At 69.9% G+C, this 20,776-nt stretch carries 17 protein-coding genes; 5 read left to right on the top strand and 12 right to left on the bottom strand.

Annotated elements, in window-relative coordinates; all coding sequences use genetic code 11:
• Positions 1–51: 51 nt before the first annotated feature.
• The gene (locus LR394_RS43030; protein ID WP_231443402.1) at positions 52–1,833 is read left to right on the top strand and encodes a sensor histidine kinase; all 1,782 of its coding nucleotides are present in this window, start codon (positions 52–54) and stop codon (positions 1,831–1,833) included.
• Between the two features lie 229 nt (positions 1,834–2,062).
• Here LR394_RS43030 and LR394_RS18000 read toward each other — a convergent pair whose 3' ends face one another.
• The 3 genes from LR394_RS18000 to cynS all read right to left on the bottom strand — a co-directional run bounded on the left by LR394_RS18000 (position 2,063) and on the right by cynS (position 5,621).
• The gene (locus tag LR394_RS18000) at positions 2,063–4,264 is read right to left on the bottom strand and encodes a hypothetical protein (protein WP_231443400.1); all 2,202 of its coding nucleotides are present in this window, start codon (positions 4,262–4,264) and stop codon (positions 2,063–2,065) included.
• 74 nt (positions 4,265–4,338) lie between these two features.
• Entirely contained in the window at positions 4,339–5,163 is an 825-nt protein-coding gene (locus LR394_RS17995; RefSeq protein WP_231443398.1) for a formate/nitrite transporter family protein, read from the bottom strand.
• Entirely contained in the window at positions 5,163–5,621 is a 459-nt protein-coding gene (gene cynS / locus LR394_RS17990) for a cyanase (protein WP_231443395.1), read from the bottom strand. Before cynS ends, LR394_RS17995 begins: the two co-directional genes overlap by 1 nt.
• A gap of 208 nt (positions 5,622–5,829) precedes the next feature.
• Between cynS and LR394_RS17985 the strand changes: the two genes are divergently transcribed.
• Complete coding sequence (locus tag LR394_RS17985) at positions 5,830–6,612, top strand: helix-turn-helix domain-containing protein (RefSeq protein ID WP_231443393.1); 783 nt, start codon at positions 5,830–5,832, stop codon at positions 6,610–6,612.
• On the opposite strand, the gene LR394_RS17980 is transcribed toward LR394_RS17985, so the two are convergent.
• The 4 genes from LR394_RS17980 to LR394_RS17965 all read right to left on the bottom strand — a co-directional run bounded on the left by LR394_RS17980 (position 6,580) and on the right by LR394_RS17965 (position 11,799).
• Positions 6,580–7,155: a hypothetical protein gene (locus LR394_RS17980; RefSeq protein WP_231443391.1), complete on the bottom strand. Its 576-nt coding sequence runs from the start codon at positions 7,153–7,155 to the stop codon at positions 6,580–6,582. The genes LR394_RS17985 and LR394_RS17980 overlap by 33 nt on opposite strands.
• A gap of 155 nt (positions 7,156–7,310) precedes the next feature.
• On the bottom strand, positions 7,311–8,111 hold the full coding sequence (locus tag LR394_RS17975; RefSeq protein WP_231443389.1) for an alpha/beta hydrolase: 801 nt from the start codon (positions 8,109–8,111) through the stop codon (positions 7,311–7,313).
• A gap of 30 nt (positions 8,112–8,141) precedes the next feature.
• A complete protein-coding gene (locus tag LR394_RS17970; RefSeq protein WP_231443387.1) occupies positions 8,142–8,966 on the bottom strand; it encodes an alpha/beta fold hydrolase in 825 nt (274 codons plus the stop codon).
• A 91-nt stretch (positions 8,967–9,057) separates the two neighbouring features.
• Complete coding sequence (locus LR394_RS17965) at positions 9,058–11,799, bottom strand: helix-turn-helix transcriptional regulator (RefSeq protein ID WP_231443384.1); 2,742 nt, start codon at positions 11,797–11,799, stop codon at positions 9,058–9,060.
• A gap of 184 nt (positions 11,800–11,983) precedes the next feature.
• Between LR394_RS17965 and LR394_RS17960 the strand changes: the two genes are divergently transcribed.
• Positions 11,984–12,190: a cold-shock protein gene (locus tag LR394_RS17960; protein ID WP_231443382.1), complete on the top strand. Its 207-nt coding sequence runs from the start codon at positions 11,984–11,986 to the stop codon at positions 12,188–12,190.
• Between the two features lie 56 nt (positions 12,191–12,246).
• On the opposite strand, the gene LR394_RS17955 is transcribed toward LR394_RS17960, so the two are convergent.
• The 5 genes from LR394_RS17955 to LR394_RS17935 all read right to left on the bottom strand — a co-directional run bounded on the left by LR394_RS17955 (position 12,247) and on the right by LR394_RS17935 (position 16,393).
• Positions 12,247–12,687 carry a response regulator gene (locus LR394_RS17955; RefSeq protein ID WP_231443380.1) on the bottom strand — a complete coding sequence of 147 codons (441 nt, stop codon included), beginning with the start codon at positions 12,685–12,687 and terminating at the stop codon, positions 12,247–12,249.
• An 87-nt stretch (positions 12,688–12,774) separates the two neighbouring features.
• A complete protein-coding gene (locus LR394_RS17950; protein WP_231443378.1) occupies positions 12,775–13,389 on the bottom strand; it encodes a response regulator transcription factor in 615 nt (204 codons plus the stop codon).
• Positions 13,386–14,600: a sensor histidine kinase gene (locus tag LR394_RS17945; protein WP_231443376.1), complete on the bottom strand. Its 1,215-nt coding sequence runs from the start codon at positions 14,598–14,600 to the stop codon at positions 13,386–13,388. The genes LR394_RS17950 and LR394_RS17945 overlap by 4 nt, the downstream gene beginning before the upstream one ends.
• Positions 14,601–14,624: 24 nt before the next feature.
• Entirely contained in the window at positions 14,625–15,422 is a 798-nt protein-coding gene (locus LR394_RS17940) for an ABC transporter permease (RefSeq protein ID WP_231443374.1), read from the bottom strand.
• On the bottom strand, positions 15,419–16,393 hold the full coding sequence (locus LR394_RS17935; RefSeq protein WP_231443372.1) for an ABC transporter ATP-binding protein: 975 nt from the start codon (positions 16,391–16,393) through the stop codon (positions 15,419–15,421). The genes LR394_RS17940 and LR394_RS17935 overlap by 4 nt, the downstream gene beginning before the upstream one ends.
• A gap of 322 nt (positions 16,394–16,715) precedes the next feature.
• Here LR394_RS17935 and LR394_RS17930 point away from each other — a divergent pair, with 322 nt between their 5' ends.
• Both LR394_RS17930 and LR394_RS17925 read left to right on the top strand, forming a co-directional pair.
• Positions 16,716–19,061, top strand: a complete 2,346-nt coding sequence (locus tag LR394_RS17930; RefSeq protein WP_231443370.1) for a transglycosylase domain-containing protein — start codon at positions 16,716–16,718, stop codon at positions 19,059–19,061.
• A 109-nt stretch (positions 19,062–19,170) separates the two neighbouring features.
• Positions 19,171–20,718: an LCP family protein gene (locus LR394_RS17925; protein ID WP_231443367.1), complete on the top strand. Its 1,548-nt coding sequence runs from the start codon at positions 19,171–19,173 to the stop codon at positions 20,716–20,718.
• Positions 20,719–20,776 lie beyond the last annotated feature (58 nt).

Here is a 20,776-nt window from a genome sequence, read left to right as displayed (position 1 = left end):
CGGGAGTTTTCCCTCTTGTCCAGATTCGCCGGGCCAACCACGCTGAATCCGGTGAGCTCGACGTCTCTGGTCGTGACGTCGCCCCCGTCGTCCGCGCCGCCATCCGTCACCCGGCAGTGGTCCCGCACCCTCGCCGTCACCCTTGCGCTGTCCGCGTTCGGGGCCGTGCTGATGGGCCCGCTCTGGCGCGAGTACCCGGTCGTCGCGATCGGCAGCCTGCTGTTCGGGGCCATGCTCACCGGTGCCGGGGTGATTCTGTGGGAAGAGGCCGGCCACCGCACCACCGGCGCGCTGCTGATCACCGCGGCCCAGCTGTGGGCCCTGGGCTGGAGCGAGGAGTGGGCGCTCGGCCCGCTGCCGCTGATCTCCGGCATCTCCAGCTTCGTCGCGCTCTCGCTGGCGGTCTGGGCGATGTTCCGTTACCCCGACCCGTCCCTCTTCACCGGGCCCGAGCGGATGTTCGTAAAGGCGCTGGCCGTGGTGCTGGTCGGCGGCATCCTGGCCCAGGACGTCACCATGCGCCCGGAGTGGAAGGACTACGACCCGGGTTCCTGGTGGATCACCCTGTACCCGGACGAGGCGCTGAACAACGCCGTGATCCAGGCCGTCAGCGCGCTGCAGCTGGTGCTGGCCGTCCTGTTCAGCGTGCTCTGGATGCTGCGGATCCGGCGGCTGCACGGCCTGGACCGGCAGTTGCTGACCCCGATGGCGATCGCCGCGCCGGCCACCACGCTGGCCGCGATCACCGTGCCGATCGTCCAGCTGCTGGGGGTGCACGGCACCGCCAAGGACATCACGTTCGCCCTCCAGGCCGCGCTGTTCGCCCTGGTCCCGATGGCGTTCCTGGTCAGTGTGGTGCGCCGGCGGCTGGCCGACCACGCGGTTCTCACCCTGGTGCGACAGGTCCAGCGGCGCCCGACCCCGGAGGCCGTGCAGTCGTCCCTACGCACTGCTCTGCTCGACGAGTCGTTGCGGGTCCGGTACTGGGCCCCCGAGCTGAACACCTACGTCGACGTCTCGGGTATCCCGGACGCGGAGAACGACCAGAACGACGGACGTTTGCTGCTTCCGGTCGCGTCGGCCTCCGGCACGCCGCTGGCGGTCATCGACACCGACCCGGCCCTGCGCCGCCACCCCAACGTGGTCACCAACGCCGTGGCCGCCAGCGGCCTGGCCCTGGAGAACGCCCAGCTCCAGGCGGCCGTGCTGGCCCGGCTGAGCCAGGTGCGCTCGATCCGGATGCAGGCGGTCCAGGCCGGAACCGCCGAACGCCGCCGGGTGGAGCGCGATCTGCACGACGGCGCCCAGCAACGCCTCCTGGCGCTGAAGCTCTTCCTGGCGGCCTCCGACTCCCAGGAGCTGTCCGACACCGCCCGTCAGCGTCTGCGCAGCATCAGCAAGGAAATCTCCCGGGCCCTGGACGAACTGCGCGACCTGGCCCGCGGCATCCACCCCGCCGTACTCAGCCAGGCCGGCCTGAGCGCTGCGGTCGAGGCGGTCGCCCAGCGCGTGTCGGTGCCGGTAGATGTCCGCCTGCCCGAAGGCCGTTATCCGGCGGCCACCGAGGAAACCGCGTACTCGCTGATCTGTGCCGTACTGGAGGCGGCGAGCGCCCAGAACGGCGAGCGGGTGCGGGTGGAGATCCGCGGTCACGAGGCCGACGGCGTGCTCACCATCGAGATCGAGGACGACGCGGTGCGCCCGGCGCAGCTGCGCCTGGGAGCCGAACTACCGGGCATGCTCGACCGGGTGCGAGCGCTCGGCGGCGACGTGATCTTCTCGGCGCTGGCCCGCGGCGGCTCCCTGATGGTGGCCGCCATCCCCTGCGTCTAGCGCGTGTTTTGGAAGTCCATGTCTACTGCGGGGCGGAGTTGGCCTGGTCAAGGTTGGCGCTCACCGCACCGGAAAAGCCGTCCCGGACCGTGAGCGGTGGGCGGTGGGCGGGGACACTCAAATGATGTGTACACCTGGTACCGGATGGACCACCTTGACACATCGTGAGCGATCGCTGGCCAAGCTCTGTGCGGGCGATCCCAGACAACGCGTAAACAAAGTGCTGGCCCTAGCGAGTCAGGCGTAGCGATCCGGCGACCACGCTTTTGCCGTCGATCCCCACCGCAGAGCCTTGCCCGGTGGTGGACTCGGCGCTGAACGTCCAGGTGTAATTGCCCGCGGGGGCAGGTCTGCCGTCGGAATAGTCGCCGTGCCACCACAGGATGCGGACTCGGCCGTACACGGATTCGCCCGGCAGGGTGCGTACCAACTGGCCGTTGCGGAAGATCTTGAGCTGGGCATCGGTGACGTCTGCCGTGAAATCGAACTGCGGGCTCCACGGCGCCTCGCCGGGGTTCACCGCACTCGGCGTCTGGGCCGAGATCAGCCGGGGCCGATACTTCTGGTCCTGCCCGTACGGCAGCGGCTCGACGGCGGTCCGGCCGTTCCCCGCGGAGCCGGCGATCTGATGGGCGTCCAGCGCGACCGGCGTACCCAGTCCGGTCTTCACCGGTTGGCTGTCGCCTGCGCGCAGGTTCAGCACCCAGACCTCATCGTCCTGATCCGCCCAGGCCAGCGTCGATTCCCCCAGGCCGATCCACTTCACATCCTTAGAAATCTTTACCTGTCGCCGCTTTTCGGTGTTCTGGTCGACGACCGTGATCCGGCCGCCCGACCGCGCCCAGGCCACCGAGTTGCCGTAGATCGCCACCGGCCCGGCCGCGCCGCTCGCCAGCAGAGTGCGGGCTCCGAGGCTCGGACGGCCCAGCTCGTGCACCTGCACCGCGCCCTGCGGGGTAGACCACACCACGCGGGAGCCGTACAGGTCAGCGTCGACAGCGTCCAGCGAGGCCAGCGGCTGCGCGTCCGAGGGCTGGTCCACGCGGTACACGTCATGGTCGGCCAGGAAGTACGAGCCGGAGATCGTGGCCCCGGGGCCACCTTCCAGAGCCTGGCCCTGCAGGATGCGTGGCTTGTTGTCGAAGTTGGGGAACTCGATCAGGACGAAGCGGGACTGCTCGTCCACGACGTCGCGGCGCAACACGTAGGGCCCGGAGACCGAGATCGCGCCGGGGCCGGGCTGGACCGGCATGCTCAGGCGCTGCAATGGTCCCAGCTCCAGAGCGGATGAGACCTTGCGCCGGTAGACCTCCGCGTTGCCGATGGTGAAGTGCCAGCCCTGGTTGAGCACCACGTCTTCCACCGTCGGGTGTTCGGTCGGGACGGTCGAGACCACCGTGGCGTCTCCGGTGTCGAAACCGTAGACCGCGGCGTCGTTCCCGTTGGAGGCGCCGAGCGCCGCCAGGAACCTCGAGCCGTCGGTACCCAGGCCGTAGAGGAGGTCGTTGCCGGTGTAGCCGGGGTAGCTGTCCGGCAGGGTGATCGGCCGCCAGGCAGTGCCGTCGTGAGCGTAGACGCGGTACAGGTACCGGGGACTGGTGTTGATCAGCTGGCGCTGGTTGGACGAGATCGCGATGGCATCGTCGGTGGCCGCCAGGCCGGCCACCGGCTCGGACTGGTACCGGCTCACCGCCCCGCCCGAGCGGGCCTGCCGATGCACGTGCCCGACCCGGAGTTCGGGCCAGGTGACCGTGGACCACACCACGGAGTTCGGGGTCAACGTAAGGGCGCGCAGGTGCTCTCCGCCGATCGGATCAGCGCTCGAGACAGCCAGTTCACGGGTCTGACCCCCCTCGATCAGGACCAGCCGTTCGGCGGTCGCATCCTGGTACCGGACCAGGGCGCCGGTGTCGTCGGCGCGCACCTCGGGCAGGTAGCCGGGGAATTCCTGGACGAAGCCGCTGAGGATGACCTCGTCGGGCTGCCCGTCCAGATGCCGGACCAGCTGGTTGCCGAGCACACCGATCCACCCGTTCGGGGTCCAGGCCAGCGGCCGGTACCCGACCTCGCGGCTGGTCTCGGCCCCGGTGCTCAGGTCCACACTACGCAACACAAATGCGCCGTCGCCGGCCTCGGCCCAGCGAAATCGTTCGCCGGAAAGATCTTTGGGAAGACGACCGGAGACCGAGGCCCGATAGGCAACTCCGGTGTCCTCCACCGGATTCCCGAGCGTGCCGATTCCCAGCCGATCACCCTCCAGACCGACCGCCCAGCGGCCTGCGTCGGCGTCCAGCCAGTACAGCACCTGGTTCTGCGGAGGACTCGGATGCGGGATCACCACTCGCTCCCCCGCAGTTCCGGCGCCGAGCACCACCGTCGCGGTCACCAGCCCGGCGATCAGGTATTTGAAACGTACCGAAGAGAGCGGCATCTCGAGCCTCCCTGAAGAGATGCCGCCTCTTCGGCACAACCTTCACCGAGCTGAACCCGGACCACCCGAACAGGTCAGGCCGCCGGCACCTTGCGCGGCCGGGCCGGTGCGGTCCGGGCGTGCGTGGCGTAGATGATCAGCCCGACGAAGCTCAGCCCACCCACCAGATTGCCCAGCAGTGTCGGGATCTCGTTCCAGACCAGGTAGTCGCCCAGGGTGAAGTCGCCGCCCAGCAGCAGGCCGGAGGGGAAGAGGAACATGTTCACCACCGAGTGCTCGAAGCCCAGGTAGAAGAACACCAGGATCGGCATCCACATCACGATCACCTTGCCGGGCACGCTGTCCGACATCATCGCCCCGACCACCGCGGTCGAGACCATCCAGTTGCACAGCACCCCGCGGACGAAGAGAGTCAGCATCCCGGCCGCCCCGTGCTCGGCGTAACCCAGCGTGCGGCCTTCGCCGATCGTGCCGATCTGCTGGGCCACCGCATCCGGTTCCACGCTGAAGCCGTAGGTGAAGTAGATCGCCATCAGCAGCGCGGTGGTCAGCGCCCCGGCGAAGTTGCCGACGAACACCAGACCCCAGTTGCGCAGCATCCCGCCGACCGTCACCCCCGGCCGCTTGTCCAGCAGGGCCAGCGGGACCAGGGTGAACACGCCGGTCAGCAGGTCGAACCCGAGCAGGTAGAGCAGGCAGAAACCGACCGGGAACAGCAGCGCCCCGAGCAGCGGCTCCCCGGTGCGCACGGTGATCGTGACCGCGAACGCCGCGGCCAGGCCCAGCAGGGCACCGGCCATGAAGGCGCGGATCAGGGTGTCCCGGGTGGACATGAAGACCTTGGCCTCACCGGCGTCCAGAATCCGGGTGGCCAGTTCCTTGGGCGGCACGTAGGACATCAGGCACCCCACTGGTAGGGCAGGAACTTGCCGTCGATGCTGACCACGACCCGGGCGCCGTCCGGGTGCTCGCGCCGCGACACGTCCACGTTGCAGTTGATCGCGCTCATGATCCCGTCGCCGAACTGCTCGTGGATCAGGGCCTTGAACGCCGGGCCGTAGACCGCCAGCAGTTCGTGGAAGCGGTAGATCGTCGGATCGCTGGCCATCGCTGCGTCGGCGGTGCGGTACGGCTGACGCTGCAGGGCCCGGATCGTCTCCGGGCTGAGTTCCAGCAGCTCGCCGACCTTCTCGGCGTCCTCGGCGCTCATCGGGTGCGAGCCCAGCAGGGCGGCGGTGGCCCAGGCCGGCGGGCGGCCGATGTGCTCGGCCAGGGCCCGCCAGGTCAGCCCCTTGGCGATCCGCTGCTCGTCGACCTCGTTCGCCGCGTGCTCTCGTAGCGCGGGGTTGTATGCCATGGCCTGCTTCCTTCGTCGGCACCGGTGGGCTTCCAGATCACCGCACCACCCCCGTCCCCGCGCAGGCCCTGCACGCAGACCTTGCGGCAAAAAGCGCAGGCGGACGCCCCTGTCACACAGCCGCGACACTCCGGCAACCGCCGTGACACGACCGCGTGTGAGCCTCTAGGGCCCTGTCCTGTGCCGACCCGACGAGAGGTGAGCCACCATGACCGCGACGCCCACACTCGTCCCCCATCAGGACAACGCCCTGCTCGAAGCGGTGATCGAGCAGGCCCCCACCCCACTGTGGGTGATCGCCGCCCAGGGCCACGTGCAGCTGGTCAACCAGGCCGCCGTGTTCCTGCTCGGATACACCGACCCGGGCGAACTGCTGGGCCGTCCCAGCCACTGCACCCTGCACGAGACTCACCCCGACGGCTCGCAGTACCCCCAGGAGAACTGCCCAATTGTCGGACGTTCCGGATCGGGTCCGCGGGGCGGTACCGAATGGTTCACCACCCGTTCGGGGCGGCCGGTTCCGGTGGTCTGGTCCACCCGCTCGCTGGGCTCGACCGGGGCCACGCTGCTCTCGTTCGAGGACGCCAGCGATCGCGGCACCGGCGAGAAGCAGCGTTCGATCTGGAACGGGCGCCAGGCGGCCCAGGCGGCCGACACGCTGGGTGGGCGTACTCGGGCGCAGGTGCGCGACGAGTTGTTCCGCCAGGTGCACGAGCAGTTTCGCGACCCTGAGTTCGGGGTGGCCCGGCTGGCCCGGGCGCAGCACATGTCGGTGCGCTCGGTTCAGGTGCTCTTCGCCGAAGTGGGCCGCACTCCGGGCGACGAGATCCGGGCGGCCAGGCTGGAATTCGCCCGACGGTTGCTGGAGCGCGGGGTGAGCGTGCGTTCGGCCTGCTACGAAAGTGGTTTCAACGACCAGGGGACGTTCACCCGGGCTTTCCGGCGTCGGTTCGGCGATTCACCGACCGGGTTTGTCGGACAGCGAAGCTGACGCCTGGATCACCGCTTGGGTCCACTGCGAGCGTTCCTGTTCGGGGTGGGCGATCGGGCCCAGCAACGTCCATCCGTGTTCCAGATCCCGGCTGGAACGGAACCCGCGCGCCCGCGCGAAACCGCTGGAATCACCGGCGGCCGAGTACATCAGGGTGTAGCGGGCGGCGGTGAACCGAAAGTACGTGCGGCCCGGATCCTTGGCCTGGTAGGTGACGGTGGCAATGCCAGGCAGCTGCTCCAGAGCTGCGGGACGGCACGGCTCGCCCCGCGCAGGCGGATCCGGCTGCGGGCCGTCGGGCGGGGGCGGTGCCCGGTGAACACAGATCTGAGTACGGCTCCAGACGATCTGCTCGGCCCGGGGGTTGGCGGCTACCAGCTGCCGCATCCGGGCCCGGCCGGCGACGAAAGCTTCCCGGTGTTCCTCGAACTGGGCTTCCAGCTGGTCGAAGCGCCGGCGGTCGGTGGCGCCCCGGTTGGCGAGCGTCTGCCCGGTGAACACCAAGGCGAGCACCACGACGGCGGCCAGCAACCACGTCCTCAATGATCTGCTCGGCACTTCAAGGGTTTCCACCGGCCCGACCCCCCGAGTCGTTCCTCCCCGGTCAGGGTAGCCGTAGCAGCGGGACGGCCGGCTGGACTGCCCCAAAAGGCAGCCGCCCGGCCCGCAGCAGCGCGGGCCGGGCGACGGTCACGAACTCAGCGCGCGTTCTTCAGCGCCCACTCCAGGGCGTGATCGGCGACGCCTTCCCAGCCGGGAGCACCGCAGGTCCAGTGGTCGCGGCCGGGGAACTCGAAGTACTCGGTCACCGCCGGGGACTTCTTGTAGTGCTCGGCGTTGGAACGGTTCACCGAGGGCGGCATGATGTGGTCCTTCTCCCCCGCGATGAACAGCAGCGGCGCCCGGTCGGCCGAGTAGTCCACCCAGGTGTCCTGGTGGCCGGGCTTGAAGTTGGCGAACAGGCCGTACTCGAAGATCCAGTGCCCCGGCGCGGCGATCGCGTACCGGTCATGGGTGACCTTCGACTCCTCGGCGGTGAGGGTGTTGGCGAAGGCGTAGTGCCACTGCTCGGCGGTGAAGGCGAAGGCCCGCTTGCGGTTGGCCGGGTTCTTCAGAGCAGGGAACAACGAACGGGTCTGGGAGACCGGCACCACCCGCACGCCTTCGGTGGGCGCCGAGTCGATCACCACTCCGGCCGCTCCCAGCCCGCGCGCCAGCAGCAGCTGGGTGAGGGTGCCGCCGAAGGAGTGCCCCATGATGATCGGCGGGTTCTCCACCCCGCGGATCACCGACTCCAGGTGGTCCAGGGTGTCCGGGACGGTGAGACCGGCGATCACGTCCGGGTTCTCACGCAGCGCCTCGACCTCGATGTCGAAGCCCGGGTAGGCCGGGGCGATCACGTTCAGGCCCTTGGCCTGGTAGTAGGGGATCCATTCCTCCCAGCTGCGGGGAGTGACCCAGAGGCCGTGGACGAGGACGACGGTGTCGGGTCTGCTCATGGCGGCGAAAGCCTTTCCTAGGTGGGAGAATCAGGCGTCGATGAAGGCGAGGAGGTCGGCGTGCAGACGATCGCGGTCGGTGTCGGGCAGGGCGTGCGGAGCACCCTCGTAGACCTTGAGCTCGGCGCCGGTGACGGCCTCGGCCGAGCGCTTCCCGCCCACCTCGAACGGCACGATCTGGTCGTCGTCGCCGTGCACCACCAGCGTGGGCACGTCGATCTTGGCCAGGTCGGGGCGGAAGTCGGTGGCCGAGAACGCGGCGATGCACTCGTAGGCGGCCCGGTGCCCGCAGGCCATGCTCTGCAGCCAGAACGCGTCGCGGAAGCCCTGGGCCACGTCCTGGCGGCGGTTGTGCCCGAAGAACGGGCCGTCGGCCAGGTCGCGGTACAGCTGGGCCCGGTTGGCCGCCTCGCCCGCCCGGATCCCGTCGAAGACCTCCAGGGGCAGGCCCTGCGGGTTGTCCTCGGTGTGCAGCATCAGCGGGGGTACGGCGGAGACCAGCACGAGTTTGGCCACTCGGGCGGTGCCGTGCCGGCCCACGTAGTGCACGATCTCGCCACCCCCGGTGGAGTGCCCGACCAGGGTGGCCTCCTGCAGGTCGAGGGTGTCCAGCAGCACGGCCAGGTCGTCGGCGTAGGTGTCCATCTCGTTGCCGTGCCAGGTCTGGCTGGAGCGGCCGTGCCCGCGCCGGTCGTGGGCGATCGCCCGGTGACCGTTCTCGGCCAGGAAGCGCGCGGCGGCCTCCCAGGCGTCCGAGTTCAGCGGCCAGCCGTGGCTGAGCACGACCGGGGTGCCCTCGGTTCCGTAGTCCTTGTAGAAGATCTCGGCGCCGTCGTCCGCGGTGACGAAGGGCATGGGTGGCCTCCCGGTGGATCAGGGCGATGTGGGGACGGCTCGAGCCTCACCTTTCGTACGGATCCCCGGACCACGTGACGTTCGTAGTCCTTTACGGCTGTAGCCGATCGTGGAGCTGCCGGCGGGAGGAGATGCCCAGCTTCGAGAAGACCTTGCGCAGGTGGTAGTCCACGGTGTTGCTGCTCAGGAACATCGTGGCGGCGATCTCGGCGTTGGTCCGGCCCGCGGCCGCCAGCCTGGCCACCGTGGCCTCCTGCGCCGTCAGCGCCGGGCCTTCGGCCGGATCCGGCGCGGCCGTCGCCTCCCCCATCGCCTCCAGCTCCCGCTGGGCCCGGCCCCGGAAGGCCTCCGCCCCCACCCGGGTGAACAGCTGCGACGCCTTCTGCAGCTGCTCCCGGGCTTCTCGCCGCCGACGCGCCCGCCGCAGCCACTCCCCGTACAGCAGGTGTGCCCGGCCCAGCTCCGCCTCCACCGTGGAGACCTCGATCGCCTCCTGGAAGTGTTTCTCCGCGGCCGCACCCCGGCTCAGCAGCGCCCGCGAGCGAGCCGTGGCCCCGACGATCCACGGTGTGCCGCAGGCCTCGGCCCGCGCCTGCAGCAGCTCGAGCACCGCCTCGGCCTGGGCTCGCCGGCCGCTGCGCACCGCGGCCTCGATCAGGTCGGGGTAGCCGATCGGCGAGGTGTGGAAGAACGGCTCCTCGTAGAACGGGACCAGCAGGTCGTACGCGGACTCGAAGCGGGAGTCGGCCAGCTCGATCGCGGCCAGCCCACGCACCGCGCTGGAGTGCACCCCGCCGAACCCGGTGTCGTACGTGGCCTGGGCCATCGCCTGCACCTGGGCCCGCGGCACCCCGGTCCAGGCCAGCAGGGCCACGTTGATCACGTGCTCGGCCTCGTACCCGATCGCCCGGCGCAGTTCACGGACCTGCTCGATGAAGTCGGTGGCCCCGCGCGGGTTGCCCAGGGTGATCTCGTACAGCGACTGCACCCACAGCGCGGTGTCCAGCTGCTGCAGCGATCCGGCGTCGCGGGCGGCCTGGGCCCAGCGTTCCAGGCAGAGCCGGCGCAGCTGCTCGTCCCACAGCGCCGAGCAGAGCGCCGCGCTGCAGTGGCCGTAGAGCAGCATCTCCTCCGGCGGCAGGTCGGCCAGCACCTCGGCGGCGCGGCGCAGGGCGGGCACGGCCTGCTCGAAGGGCAGCAGCAGGTGCGCGCTCAGGGCCTCCAGCAGCACCGCCGGCGGGCCTGGTCTTCGCTGCGCGGCCTGGGCCATCCGCCGACCCAGGTGCTGCCAGCTCATCCCGGTGGCCAGCCGCTCGGCCGGTAACGCCAGCTCCCAGGCCAGCAACAACGTCTTCTGTTCGAGCTCGTCGTCGTGCCCCTCGAACAGGTCGGCCGCCTCCAGCAGGTCGGCACCGGTGTGCCGCAGCGCCGGATCCGCCGTGAACAGCGCCCACTGCGCCCGCAGGGCCAGCATCCGCCCGCGGGTGAGGTCGTCCAGGTCGTCCTCGTCCACGTCGTCCAGCAGATCCTTGGCCAGCTGCGACGTACCGGCCGCCAACGCCGCCTCGGCCGCCGCGACCAGCCGGCGGTACCGGTCCCCGCCCGGCGGGGTCAGCGCCGCCGCCTGGGTCAGAACGCTGGCCCGGGAAGCGAACCCACCGCGTTCACCGGCCCGGTCGGCGGCCTGCTCCACCCGTTGGGCCACGGCCTCGTCGGTGCCCAGCGTGGCCTTGGCCGCATGCCAGGCCGCGCGGTCGGACAGTCCCATCGACTCGGCGACCTCGGCCAGCGCCCGATGCACCCGCCGCCGTTCCCGCCCCACCGGCGCGTTGTAGGCGGCCGAGCGCACCAGCGGGTGGCGGAACCGGACGGTGGCCCGGAGCTCGACCAGCCCGGCCTCCTCCGCGCCCTCGGCCGCTGCGTCCGGCAGCCCCAGCTTGGCGGCGGCCTCGGCGATCAGATCGTGGTCTCCGGTGGCATCGGCCGCCGCCACCAGCAGCCAGACCTGCCCGGCGGGGTCCAGCGCCCGCACCTGACGCACGTAGAACGCCTCCAGCCGGCGGCCAACCGGGAACGGCTCGTCGCCCAGGCTGGACTCGGTGAGCTGGCGCACGGTCAGCTCGCCGGCCAGGTCGGTCAGCGCCAGCGGGTTGCCACCGGTGGCCACGGCGATCTGCGCGGCCACGGCCGGGTCGATCGGCTCGTTCATCGACTGGGTAAGCAAGCGCACCGCAGGCTCCAGCGCCAGGCCGCTCAGCGGCAGCTGCGGTACTCCGGCCAACTGCTGCTCCAGGCCGGCGCCGGCGCGGGCCGCCAGCACCACGGCCGCTGCCTCCGCCTCCAGCCGCCGGGCCACGAACCCCAGGACGTCGAGCGACTCCGGATCCAGCAGATGCGCATCGTCCACCACGCACGCCACCGGCCGGACCGCTCCGGCCGCGGCCAGCAGCCCGAGCACGCCCAGGCCGATCAGGAACCGGTCGGGCGGCGGACCGGCGGCGGCCCCGGAAGCCACCTCCAGCGCGCGCAGATGCCGCGGCGGCAGAGCGGGCAGAAACTCGCGTAACGGGATCACCAGGCGCTGCACCGCGGCGAACGGAAGTTGCGATTCCGCCTCGAATCCGCTCAGCGCCACCAGCTGCATCCCGGCCGGCGCCGCGGTGGCCGCCGCCAGCAGCGTGGTCTTGCCGATCCCGGGTTCGCCCTGGACCAGCAGCGCCCCGCCCCGCCCGTGCCGGGCCTCGGCCAGCACCTTTCTGACCTGCCGGACTTCGTTGTCCCGGCCAACTACCACACCAGCCCCGTCGACACCATCGGCGTCCCGATGTCCCATATGTCGGATTCTAGGGACTTTTCACGACGTGATCATGGTGTTGACCAGAGTTTTTCCATCCGGCAACCGGGCGATTCCGAGGCCTACTTTCGGAGAGGAGTGCATCAGTGCACCGTTCTGGCCTAAGCTTGGTCCGGCTACACCAGGTAAACGACTTGGTGAGCCTCCTGAACTTAGGACAAACATGGCACAGGGTACGGTCAAGTGGTTCAACGCCGAAAAGGGTTTCGGCTTCATCAGCATCGACGGGGGCGGCGCTGACGTCTTCGTTCACTGGTCTGCGATCCAGATGGACGGCTACCGTGCGCTCGACGAGGGTCAGCGTGTGGAGTTCGAGCTGGGCCAGGGCCAGAAGGGCCCGCAGGCCGAGGCTGTGCGCCTCGCTCAGTAGTCGCACGTGATGGTGGGCAAGTCGCTGCGTGCGAGTTGCCCACCATCCGCATTTTGCTACCTCTCCAGAGGCAGCAGGGCACTGGTGGCCGTGTAGAAGCGCTCGATCCGGTCGATCACGGTCTCGAAGCCGGCCAGGTCGATCGGCTTGGTCACGTAGGCGTTGGCGTGCCGCTGGTAGCTGCTCAGCACGTCCGCCTCGGCGTCCGAGGTGGTGAACACCACCACCGGGATCGCCCGCAGCGCGGTGTCCGCCTTGATCACGTCCAGCAACTGGCGGCCGTCCAGCCGGGGCATGTTCAGGTCCAGCAGGATCAGGTCGGGCCGCGGCACGGTGGCGTACCTGCCCTTGCGGTACAGGAAATCCAGCCCTTCCTGCCCGTCCTCGACCCGGTGCAGCACCGGCGGCCGGGCCGCCCGCTCGAACGTCTCGGTGATCATCAGGACGTCACCCGGATCGTCCTCCACCAGCAGCACCACCGGCACCCGAGACTGCATGCCCCACCTCGTCAATCGTTGCCGTTCGGTCCAGCGGCTCATCGTGACATCCAGATCGCCCGGCGCCACCCGAGCATCGCCCAACGGTCAGATCCAGCCCATCCGCCGGGCGATCGCGCAGGCGTCGTGCCGGTTGGCCGCGTCCAGTTTGGTCATCGCGTTGGACAGGTAGTTGCGCACGGTTCCGGGCGAAAGTGAGGCCCGGGCGGCGATCTCGTCGATCGGGGCGCCGCTCGCGGCCAGTTCGAGGACGTCGGACTCGCGTGGGGTGAGCGGGCTGTCGCCGGCCGCGATGGCTTCGGCCGCCAGTTCCGGATCGACGTGACGCCCGCCCTGGTGGACGGTTCGCACCACGTTCGCGAGGGTTGTCGCCGAAGTGGTTTTCGGGAGGAAACCCCGCACCCCGACGGCCAGGGCGCGCTTGAGGTGACCAGGTCGTCCGTGGCTGGTGACGATCACGCAGGCGCAGCCGGGCAGCTGCCGGCCCAGCTGCTCGGCCGCCCCGATCCCGTCCAGGACCGGCATCTGCAGGTCCAGCACGGCCACGTCGACCTGGTGCTTCACCGCCATCGCGACCGCCTCGTCGCCGGTCGCGGCCTCGGCGACCACGTCGAGATCGTCCTCCAGGCTGAGCATCTGGGCCAGCGCGGTGCGGATCAGGTTCTCGTCGTCGGCGAGCAGGATGCGGACCGGGGTGCTCACGGGATTCTCCTTGGTTCGGAAGAGCTCAGACTTGGGACGTTGTGCGCACCTTCGGTACTCGGCGTGACGGTTGCGCTGAGCGGCCCGGTTCCGGGCAGGCGGGCCACCAGTACCCAGTTCTCGCCGTCCCGGCCGGCTTCCACCTCGGCGCCCAGCGGGAGCAGCCGCTCGCCCAGGCCGCGCAGACCGGAGCCTTCGGTTGCACCGGGCGGGTTCTCGGCCAGGCCGTCGTTCTCGATCCGCAGCTCGTGGTCCTGATAGGAGATCCGCACCAGATCGGCCGAGGAGTGCCGCAGCACGTTGGTCACGCCCTCGCGGACCACCCAGCCGGCCGCCTCGTGCCAGGCCCGGGGCACCACGTCGATCTCCAGGCCGACCTCGATCCCGGCCGAGCGCAGCAACGAGCGGGCTCCCTCGAGTTCCTGGCTCAGGCTGGTCGGGCGGTAGCCGCGGGCCAGCTCGCGGGCTTCGGTGAGGGCGTCGTGGGCAACCTGGCGCACCTCCATCATCTGCGTGGCCGCCCGCTCGTCACCACGCCCGGCCAGAGTGGCGGCGAGTTCGGCCTGCACGGCGATGGTTGAGAGGCGGCGGCCGAGCACGTCGTGCACATCGCGGGAGAAGCGCAGCCGTTCTTCGGCCACCGCCAGCCGGGCCTGGGTGTGCCGGGCGGCGTCCAACTCGGCGACGATGCCGTACAACCACAGCGAGGCCCGCACGGTGAAGATGACGAACGCGGCCACGACGGCCCCGATCACCGGGCCGAACATCGGGTCTCCGCTGAGCCCGACCACCACGGCGCAGGCCAAAGTCACGGCGGCGGTGTACCGGCGATCGGGCAGTCCGCCCAGGCCGGCGGCGAGGTTGGCGACAATCAGGATCGCTACCGTCGCCCGGTCGACTCCCTCGGCGGTCAGCCCGACCGCGCCCAGATACACCGCGCAGGCCACCGACAACGCAACCGTCTCCCGCCAGGGGAACGGCTGCGTCTGGGGGTAGATCTCCATCACGGCCTTGAGCGCGATCGACCCCAGCGCCGTGATCACGACGGCGCCGGCCGCGATCGCCGTTCCTCGCCCGTTGCTGGGCGCCGCCGACAGCACGAACCCGCCGCACATCCCCCACAGCACCAGATAGAGCGATTGCCGGGTGTAGAGGCCCACCCTCTCCACCCGGCTCAGCTCCGACCAACGACGGGGTCTACGCAGCTTCACCCTGGTCAGGGTAACGATCAAGGTTCAGGCCCGGGGTTCCCAGCGCATCGAGCGCCGGGCCAGGTCCAGGGCGATGACGGTCCAGACCAGCATGACCAGCAGCGGCTGCCCGGCCAGGCCCCAGGTCTCGGCGAAGCTCAGGGTGGAGGTGGTGGCCTCGAACCCGTCGAAGCCGAACCAGCCCACCCGCACCAGCTCGGTCATCGCCGCCCCGGGAGTGAGCGAGATGGCCTCCCGCACGTTCTCGGAGAGGGCGGGCAGACCGCCGACGAACGGGCCGACCGAGGCCAGGACGATCACCGGCAGGCTGGTCAGCTGGGCGGCCTCGGCGCTGCGGGTCCAGGCCGCGGTCCAGTAGGCGAAGGCGGCGAACATCACCGTGGCCAGCACGGCGCCGAGCGCGAACAGCAGGATGTTCACCGGCACCATCTGCCCGCCGGCGATCGCGATCGGCACGGCCACCGCGCAGGTCAGCAGCGCGCAGAGGATGCCCGGCAGGGCGATGCCGGCCAGCAGCTCGCCGTCCTTGGTCTCGCCGGTGCGCATCCGCTTCAGCACCAGCTCGTCGCGGCGGCTGACGAACTGCGAAAGGACGTTGTAGAAGACCGGGAACAGCCCGGCCAGCAGCAGGACCCCGCCGATCGCGGAGATGCCCAGGGTGGAGCTGCCCCGATCGCCCAGCAGCAGCATCGGCAGCGGGACCAGGGGGAAGACCAGGGCGTAGCTCAGGGCCAGCCGGTTGCGGACCAGCAGCACGGTGTTCCAGCGGGCCAGGTGCAGGGTGCGGGACACCGAAAACCGTTCCATCGTGGCGGTGCTCATCGCAGGCTTCCTTCCAGCAGCTCGGTTTCGGAGGATTCGGGAGAGATCGGGTCGCGGCCGTCGGCGATCGCGAGGAACACCGACTCCAGGCTCGGGCTGCGGGCGTCCAGGCTGTCCAGGCGCACCCCGTTGCCGCCGGCCCAGGCCAGCAGGTGCGCCAAAGAGGTCTGCAGGTCCTGCGTCTGGAGAATCGTGCGCCCGTACTCCTCGCGGCGGTGGGTCACCCCCGAGATGCCCTCCGGCAGCTGCTCCAGGCGAGAGAAGCTGATCGTGGACGGGTGCCCGGCGGCGATCTGGGTAGGTGTGCCCGAGCGCACGATCTGCCCGGCGTGCATGATCTCCAGCCGGTCGGCCAGGGTCTCCGCCTCGTCCAGGTAGTGCGTGGTCACCAGCACCGTGGCGCCGGCCTCGCGCAGGCCGGAGATCAGCGCCCACACCTCGCGCCGGCTCTCCGGGTCCAGGCCGGTGGTGGGCTCGTCCAGCACCACCAGCTCCGGGCCGCCCATCAACGTGCAGGCCAGGTCGACGCGACGGGTCTCACCGCCGGACAGCGACAGCACCCGGGTGTCGGCCCGCCCGCGCAGGTCGAGCAGATCGATCATCTCCTCGACCGGGCGCGGCGCCGAAAGCGTTCCGCCCCAGAGCTTCAGCGTTTCCCGCACGGTCAGGTCGCCGGAGAAGCCGCTGCGCTGCAGCAGAACTCCGGTGCGCCGGCGCACCGCGGCACGGTCGGTGACCGGGTTGCGGCCGAGCACCTCGACGCTGCCCGCGCTCGGCTCGGCCAGACCTTCGATGATCTCGAGCGTGGACGTCTTGCCCGCCCCGTTGGTGCCGAGCAGGGCCGTGATCGAGCCGACCGGGACGTCCAGGTCGACGCCGCGGACCGCCTCGAAGGCCGAGGCGCCCGTGCCGTAGGTGCGCCGCAGTCCCCGCACCCGGACCGCGAACTCGTTGTGCAGGTCGCTGTTCATGAGAACCAGCCTGGCGCCGGTTCCGGCCGTCGGCCGGTCCCGTTCCTCACCAACCTCCGATGACATCTGTCATGGAGCCGATCCGGGCCGTGTCCCCGATCACACACGTTGCGATCGCCGGAAGGTTGTCATCCTGCAGGATGACATTCGAATCGTGACGTTTCATCCTTCAGAACGAGAGTAGAAACCGCCGCCGCGCAGTACTCTCGCGTAGGAAGCACGGACCGCGCCGGAACGCGGGTCCGGCTCTCCTCCTTCTACTGAACGCCGTCCGTTTCCCCTGTGCGGATGCGGACGGCAAACCAAGGACGCTGGAAGAGCTTTGAGCGAATCGCACACGCCCGGCCGCAAGTCCCTGCCCCGCCTGATCGGCGCCTTCGCGGCCGCCAGCCTGGTGGGGGGCCTGCTGGTGGCCGGCCTGGCCGCCCCGGCGGTCAGCGCCACCGGACTGGCCTCGAACGACGCGGTGAACGCGTTCCTGGACCTGCCCAGCGAGCTGGCGGACACCCCGGTCGCGTCCAACACCCAGATCCTGGCGGCCGACGGTTCGCCGATCGCGACCTTCTACGACGAGAACCGGGTGCCGGTCAAGCTGGACCAGGTCTCGCCGTTCCTGCAGGACGCGGTGGTCTCGATCGAGGACGAGCGGTTCTTCGAGCACAGCGGGGTGGACACCGAGGGCCTGATCCGCGCGGCGGCGGTGACGATGCTGGGGACGGGCTCGCAGGGCGCCTCCACGCTCACCCAACAGCTGGTCAAGAACACCCTCGCGCAGGAGGGCTTCGTCAGCGGCGACAAGGAGAAGCAGGCCGCGGCCGGGGAGAAGTCGTCCGACCGCAAGCTGCGCGAGATCCGCCTGGCCACCGCCCTGGAGCAGCGGCTGAGCAAGCAGGAGATCCTGGAGCGCTACCTCAACATCGCCTGGTTCGGCGGGCAGACCAGCGGGGTGCAGGCGGCCTCCAAGTACTACTTCGGCACCACCGCCGAGAAGGTCACCCTGCCGCAGGCGGCGATGCTGGCCGGGATGATCCACGCCCCGGCCATGTACGACCTGGACGAGCTGACCGACCAGGCCGACGAGGACCGGGCACTCGGCCGGCGCAACCGGGTGCTGGCCAAGATGCTCTCACTGGGCAAGATCGACCAGGCCGCGCACGACGAGGCGGTCAAGGCGCCGCTCAAGATGAAGATCACCCCCACCCGGGCCGGCTGCGCGAACGCCAGGACCAAGGCCTACTTCTGCGACTACGTCTACAACGTGATCACCAAGAGCGACGACTTCAAGGCGCTCGGTGAGACCCAGGAGGACCGCGAGAACGCCTTCATGCGCGGCGGTTACACGATCACCACCACGCTCGAGCCGAAGATCCTCAAGGCGGCCTGGAACTCGGTGAAGACCCGGATCCCGCCGAAGGACGACAGCCGGGTGGCCACCGCCACGGTCACCGTGGAGCCGGGCACCGGCAAGGTGCTCTCGATCACCCAGAACAAGTTCTACAACCCCAAGCAGGCCCGGCAGAACACCACGGTGAACTACTCCACCGACTACCGGTACGGCGGCTCGTCCGGCTTCCAGACCGGCTCCACCTTCAAGCCCGTGGTGCTGGCCTCCTGGCTGGACGCCGGGCACTCGCTGTACGACTCGGTGGACGGTTCGCCCGGCACCGCGGCGATGAGCTCGTTCCGCTCCTGCGGAGGCAGCCTGGGCGGCAGCCCCTGGCCGTTCAAGAACTCGGCCGACGGCGCAGGTCAGGGCAGCATGAGCGTCTGGAACGCCACCAAGGACTCGGTCAACGGTGCCTTCGTGCGGATGGCCCAGCGGCTGGACCTGTGCGACATCCAGAAGATGGCGGGCAACCTGGGCATGCACCGCGCCCAGGCGGTGACCGACCCGTGCATCCCCGGCAACTACGACAAGAAGAAGCCGAAGACCACCACCAAGGTCCCGCAGTGCGAGCCCTCGGTGATCCTGGGTACCGCCAGCCAGTCGCCGATGACGATGGCCAGCGCCTACGCCACGTTCGCCTCCGGTGGTATCCGCTGCAACCCGATCGTGGTCACCTCGATCAAGGACCGTAACCAGAAGAAGGTCAAGATCCCCGGCGCCAAGTGCAAGCAGACCATCTCGGAGAAGGTGGCCAACACCACCACCACCGGCCTGAGCAAGGTGTTCACCACCGGTACGGCGGGCAGCGTGGGCACCCTGCCGAACGGCCAGCCGGCCTCGGGCAAGACCGGTACCACCAACAGCTCGCAGGACACCTGGTTCGTCGGCTACACGCCGCAGCTGGCCACCGCGGTGTGGGTCGGGCCGGAGACGGTCAACGGCGATCGCCGCACCATGCAGGGCATCCGGATCAACAACCAGTGGTACGGCGCGGTCTACGGCGCCACCTTCGCGGCGAAGATCTGGAAGGACGTCACCAGCGAGGCCCTCGAGGGCGAACCGGTGAAGCAGTTCGGCAGCCCGGACAGCAGCCTGATCGGCACGCCCCCGCCGCCGCCCGAGCCGGAGAAGGACAAGAACAAGGGCCGTGGCGGTAACGGCGGCGGCCAGGGCAATGGTGGCGGCCTGGGCGACGGTGGCGGAAACCAGGGCGGTCCGGGTGGCAATCCGGGCAACAACGGTGGCCCGGGCAACGATTCACAGGGGCCCGGGCAGGGGTAGACAGGAAGTCGATCTATCCTGACCCGAAAGCTGAACTTCCTACCCGCGGTGCGCTACCTGTGGCGCACCGCGGGTAGTCATGGATGAGTTGACAGGACAGGAGTCGAGGGTGAGTACGTCGCCCGGCGGCAAGACTGAGGGCTCCGCCCAGGCCGTCACCAACCCGATCCCCAAGGTCCGGCCCCATGGTCTGCCCTGGGTGCTCTCCTGGACCGTGGTGGGTTCGGTGCTGCCCGGACTGGGCCTGATCGCCGCGGGACGGCGCCGGACCGGCGCCGTCATCATGGGCCTGATCACGATCGCCCTTAGCGCGTTCGCGATCTGGGCCTTTACCGCGGACATCCTGCGCAGCGGGCTGTCGTTCGCCCTGGACCCGCAGCGGCTGCTCATCCTGGCGATCGCCGCGGTGACCGCCGGCGTCCTGTGGGCCCTGCTGATCCTGCTCACCAACGCCCAGCTGCAGCGCCGGGCCCGGCTCGGCACCCTCCAGAAGGTCCTGAGCTGGGGCGTGGCGCTGGGGCTGGTGGTCGGCGCCTGCGTCCCCGCCTACGCGGTCACCGAATACTCCCTGGTGCAGCGCGATCTGGTGACCAGCGTCTTCCAGGACGGCGACGACGCGGACAAGGATGCCGAGGACGCCACCCCGGACACCGCCGCCGACGACCCCTGGGCCGACACCAAGCGGATCAACGTCCTGCTGATCGGTTCCGACGCCGGCGACACCCGCGAGGGCATCCGCCCGGACACCCTGATCGTGGCCAGCATCCGCCCCGAGAACGGCAACACCGTGCTGTTCAGCCTGCCCCGCAACCTGGAGCGGGTGCCGTTCAAGAAGGGCAGCCCGGGTGCTGCGGCCTGGCCGAACGGCTACTACTGCCCCGGCGGCGAGTGCCTGCTCAACGCGGTGTGGACGTGGGCGCTGGACGCCGAGGGTTACGCCGGCAACGCCAACCCGGGCCTGAAGGCCACCGAGGACGCGGTCACCGGCATCACCGGCCTGGAGATCGACACCTACCTGATGCTGAACCTCGAGGGCTTCGAGGACTTCATCGACGCGATGGGCGGCGTCACCCTGGACGTGCACGAGCGCCTGCCGATCGGCGGCGACTCCAGCCATCCGGAGGAGACGATCGGGTACATCGAGGCCGGGCTGAACCAGAAGATGGACGGCTGGCACGCCCTCTGGTTCGCCCGTTCCCGCTGGAGCACCAGCGACTACGACCGGATGCGGCGGCAGCGCTGCGTGATCGCCGCGGTCACCGAGCAGGCCAACCCGGTGAACCTGGCCAAGAACTTCCCGGCCATCGCCGCGGCGCTGAAGAGCAACATGTCCACCGGCATCCCGCAGTCGCAGCTGCAGGCCTGGGTGGAGCTGGCCACCCGGGTGCAGAGCGCGAAGGTGACCAGCCTGGCCTTCACCGACGACGTGGTCGCCAGCCGCAGCAACCCGGACTACGACCTGATCCGCAAGCAGGTGCGCGAGGCGATCCAGAAGTCCGTGCAGGACACTCCCACCGCGGTTTCCACCACTACGGCGAGCCCGACCCCGAGCGCCACCGAGACTCCCAAGCGCAAGAAGCAGGCCCAGGAGCAAGAGCAGGAAGCAGAGGACGAGCCCGACTCCAGTACCGCTGAGGACGTCAGCGAACTCTGCTGAGGCTTCGGGCGGGGGTACCGGAATTCCGGTGCCCCCGCCGCTTTTCTGCTGCAGGATG

This window comes from Kineosporia babensis, assembly GCF_021129305.1.
Lineage (GTDB): Bacteria > Actinomycetota > Actinomycetes > Actinomycetales > Kineosporiaceae > Kineosporia > Kineosporia babensis.
The sequence above is the reverse complement of the archived record's forward strand: the minus strand, read 5'-3'. Positions and strand labels throughout refer to the sequence as shown.

Coding starts and splice junctions, on each gene's coding strand:
- LR394_RS18000 (WP_231443400.1), bottom strand. CDS start 4,264: ATGCCGCTCTCTTCGGTACGTTTCAAATACCTGATCGCCGGGCTGGTG.
- LR394_RS17995 (WP_231443398.1), bottom strand. CDS start 5,163: ATGTCCTACGTGCCGCCCAAGGAACTGGCCACCCGGATTCTGGACGCC.
- cynS (WP_231443395.1), bottom strand. CDS start 5,621: ATGGCATACAACCCCGCGCTACGAGAGCACGCGGCGAACGAGGTCGAC.
- LR394_RS17985 (WP_231443393.1), top strand. CDS start 5,830: ATGACCGCGACGCCCACACTCGTCCCCCATCAGGACAACGCCCTGCTC.
- LR394_RS17975 (WP_231443389.1), bottom strand. CDS start 8,111: ATGAGCAGACCCGACACCGTCGTCCTCGTCCACGGCCTCTGGGTCACT.
- LR394_RS17970 (WP_231443387.1), bottom strand. CDS start 8,966: ATGCCCTTCGTCACCGCGGACGACGGCGCCGAGATCTTCTACAAGGAC.
- LR394_RS17965 (WP_231443384.1), bottom strand. CDS start 11,799: ATGGGACATCGGGACGCCGATGGTGTCGACGGGGCTGGTGTGGTAGTT.
- LR394_RS17960 (WP_231443382.1), top strand. CDS start 11,984: ATGGCACAGGGTACGGTCAAGTGGTTCAACGCCGAAAAGGGTTTCGGC.
- LR394_RS17955 (WP_231443380.1), bottom strand. CDS start 12,687: ATGCAGTCTCGGGTGCCGGTGGTGCTGCTGGTGGAGGACGATCCGGGT.
- LR394_RS17940 (WP_231443374.1), bottom strand. CDS start 15,422: ATGAGCACCGCCACGATGGAACGGTTTTCGGTGTCCCGCACCCTGCAC.
- LR394_RS17935 (WP_231443372.1), bottom strand. CDS start 16,393: ATGAACAGCGACCTGCACAACGAGTTCGCGGTCCGGGTGCGGGGACTG.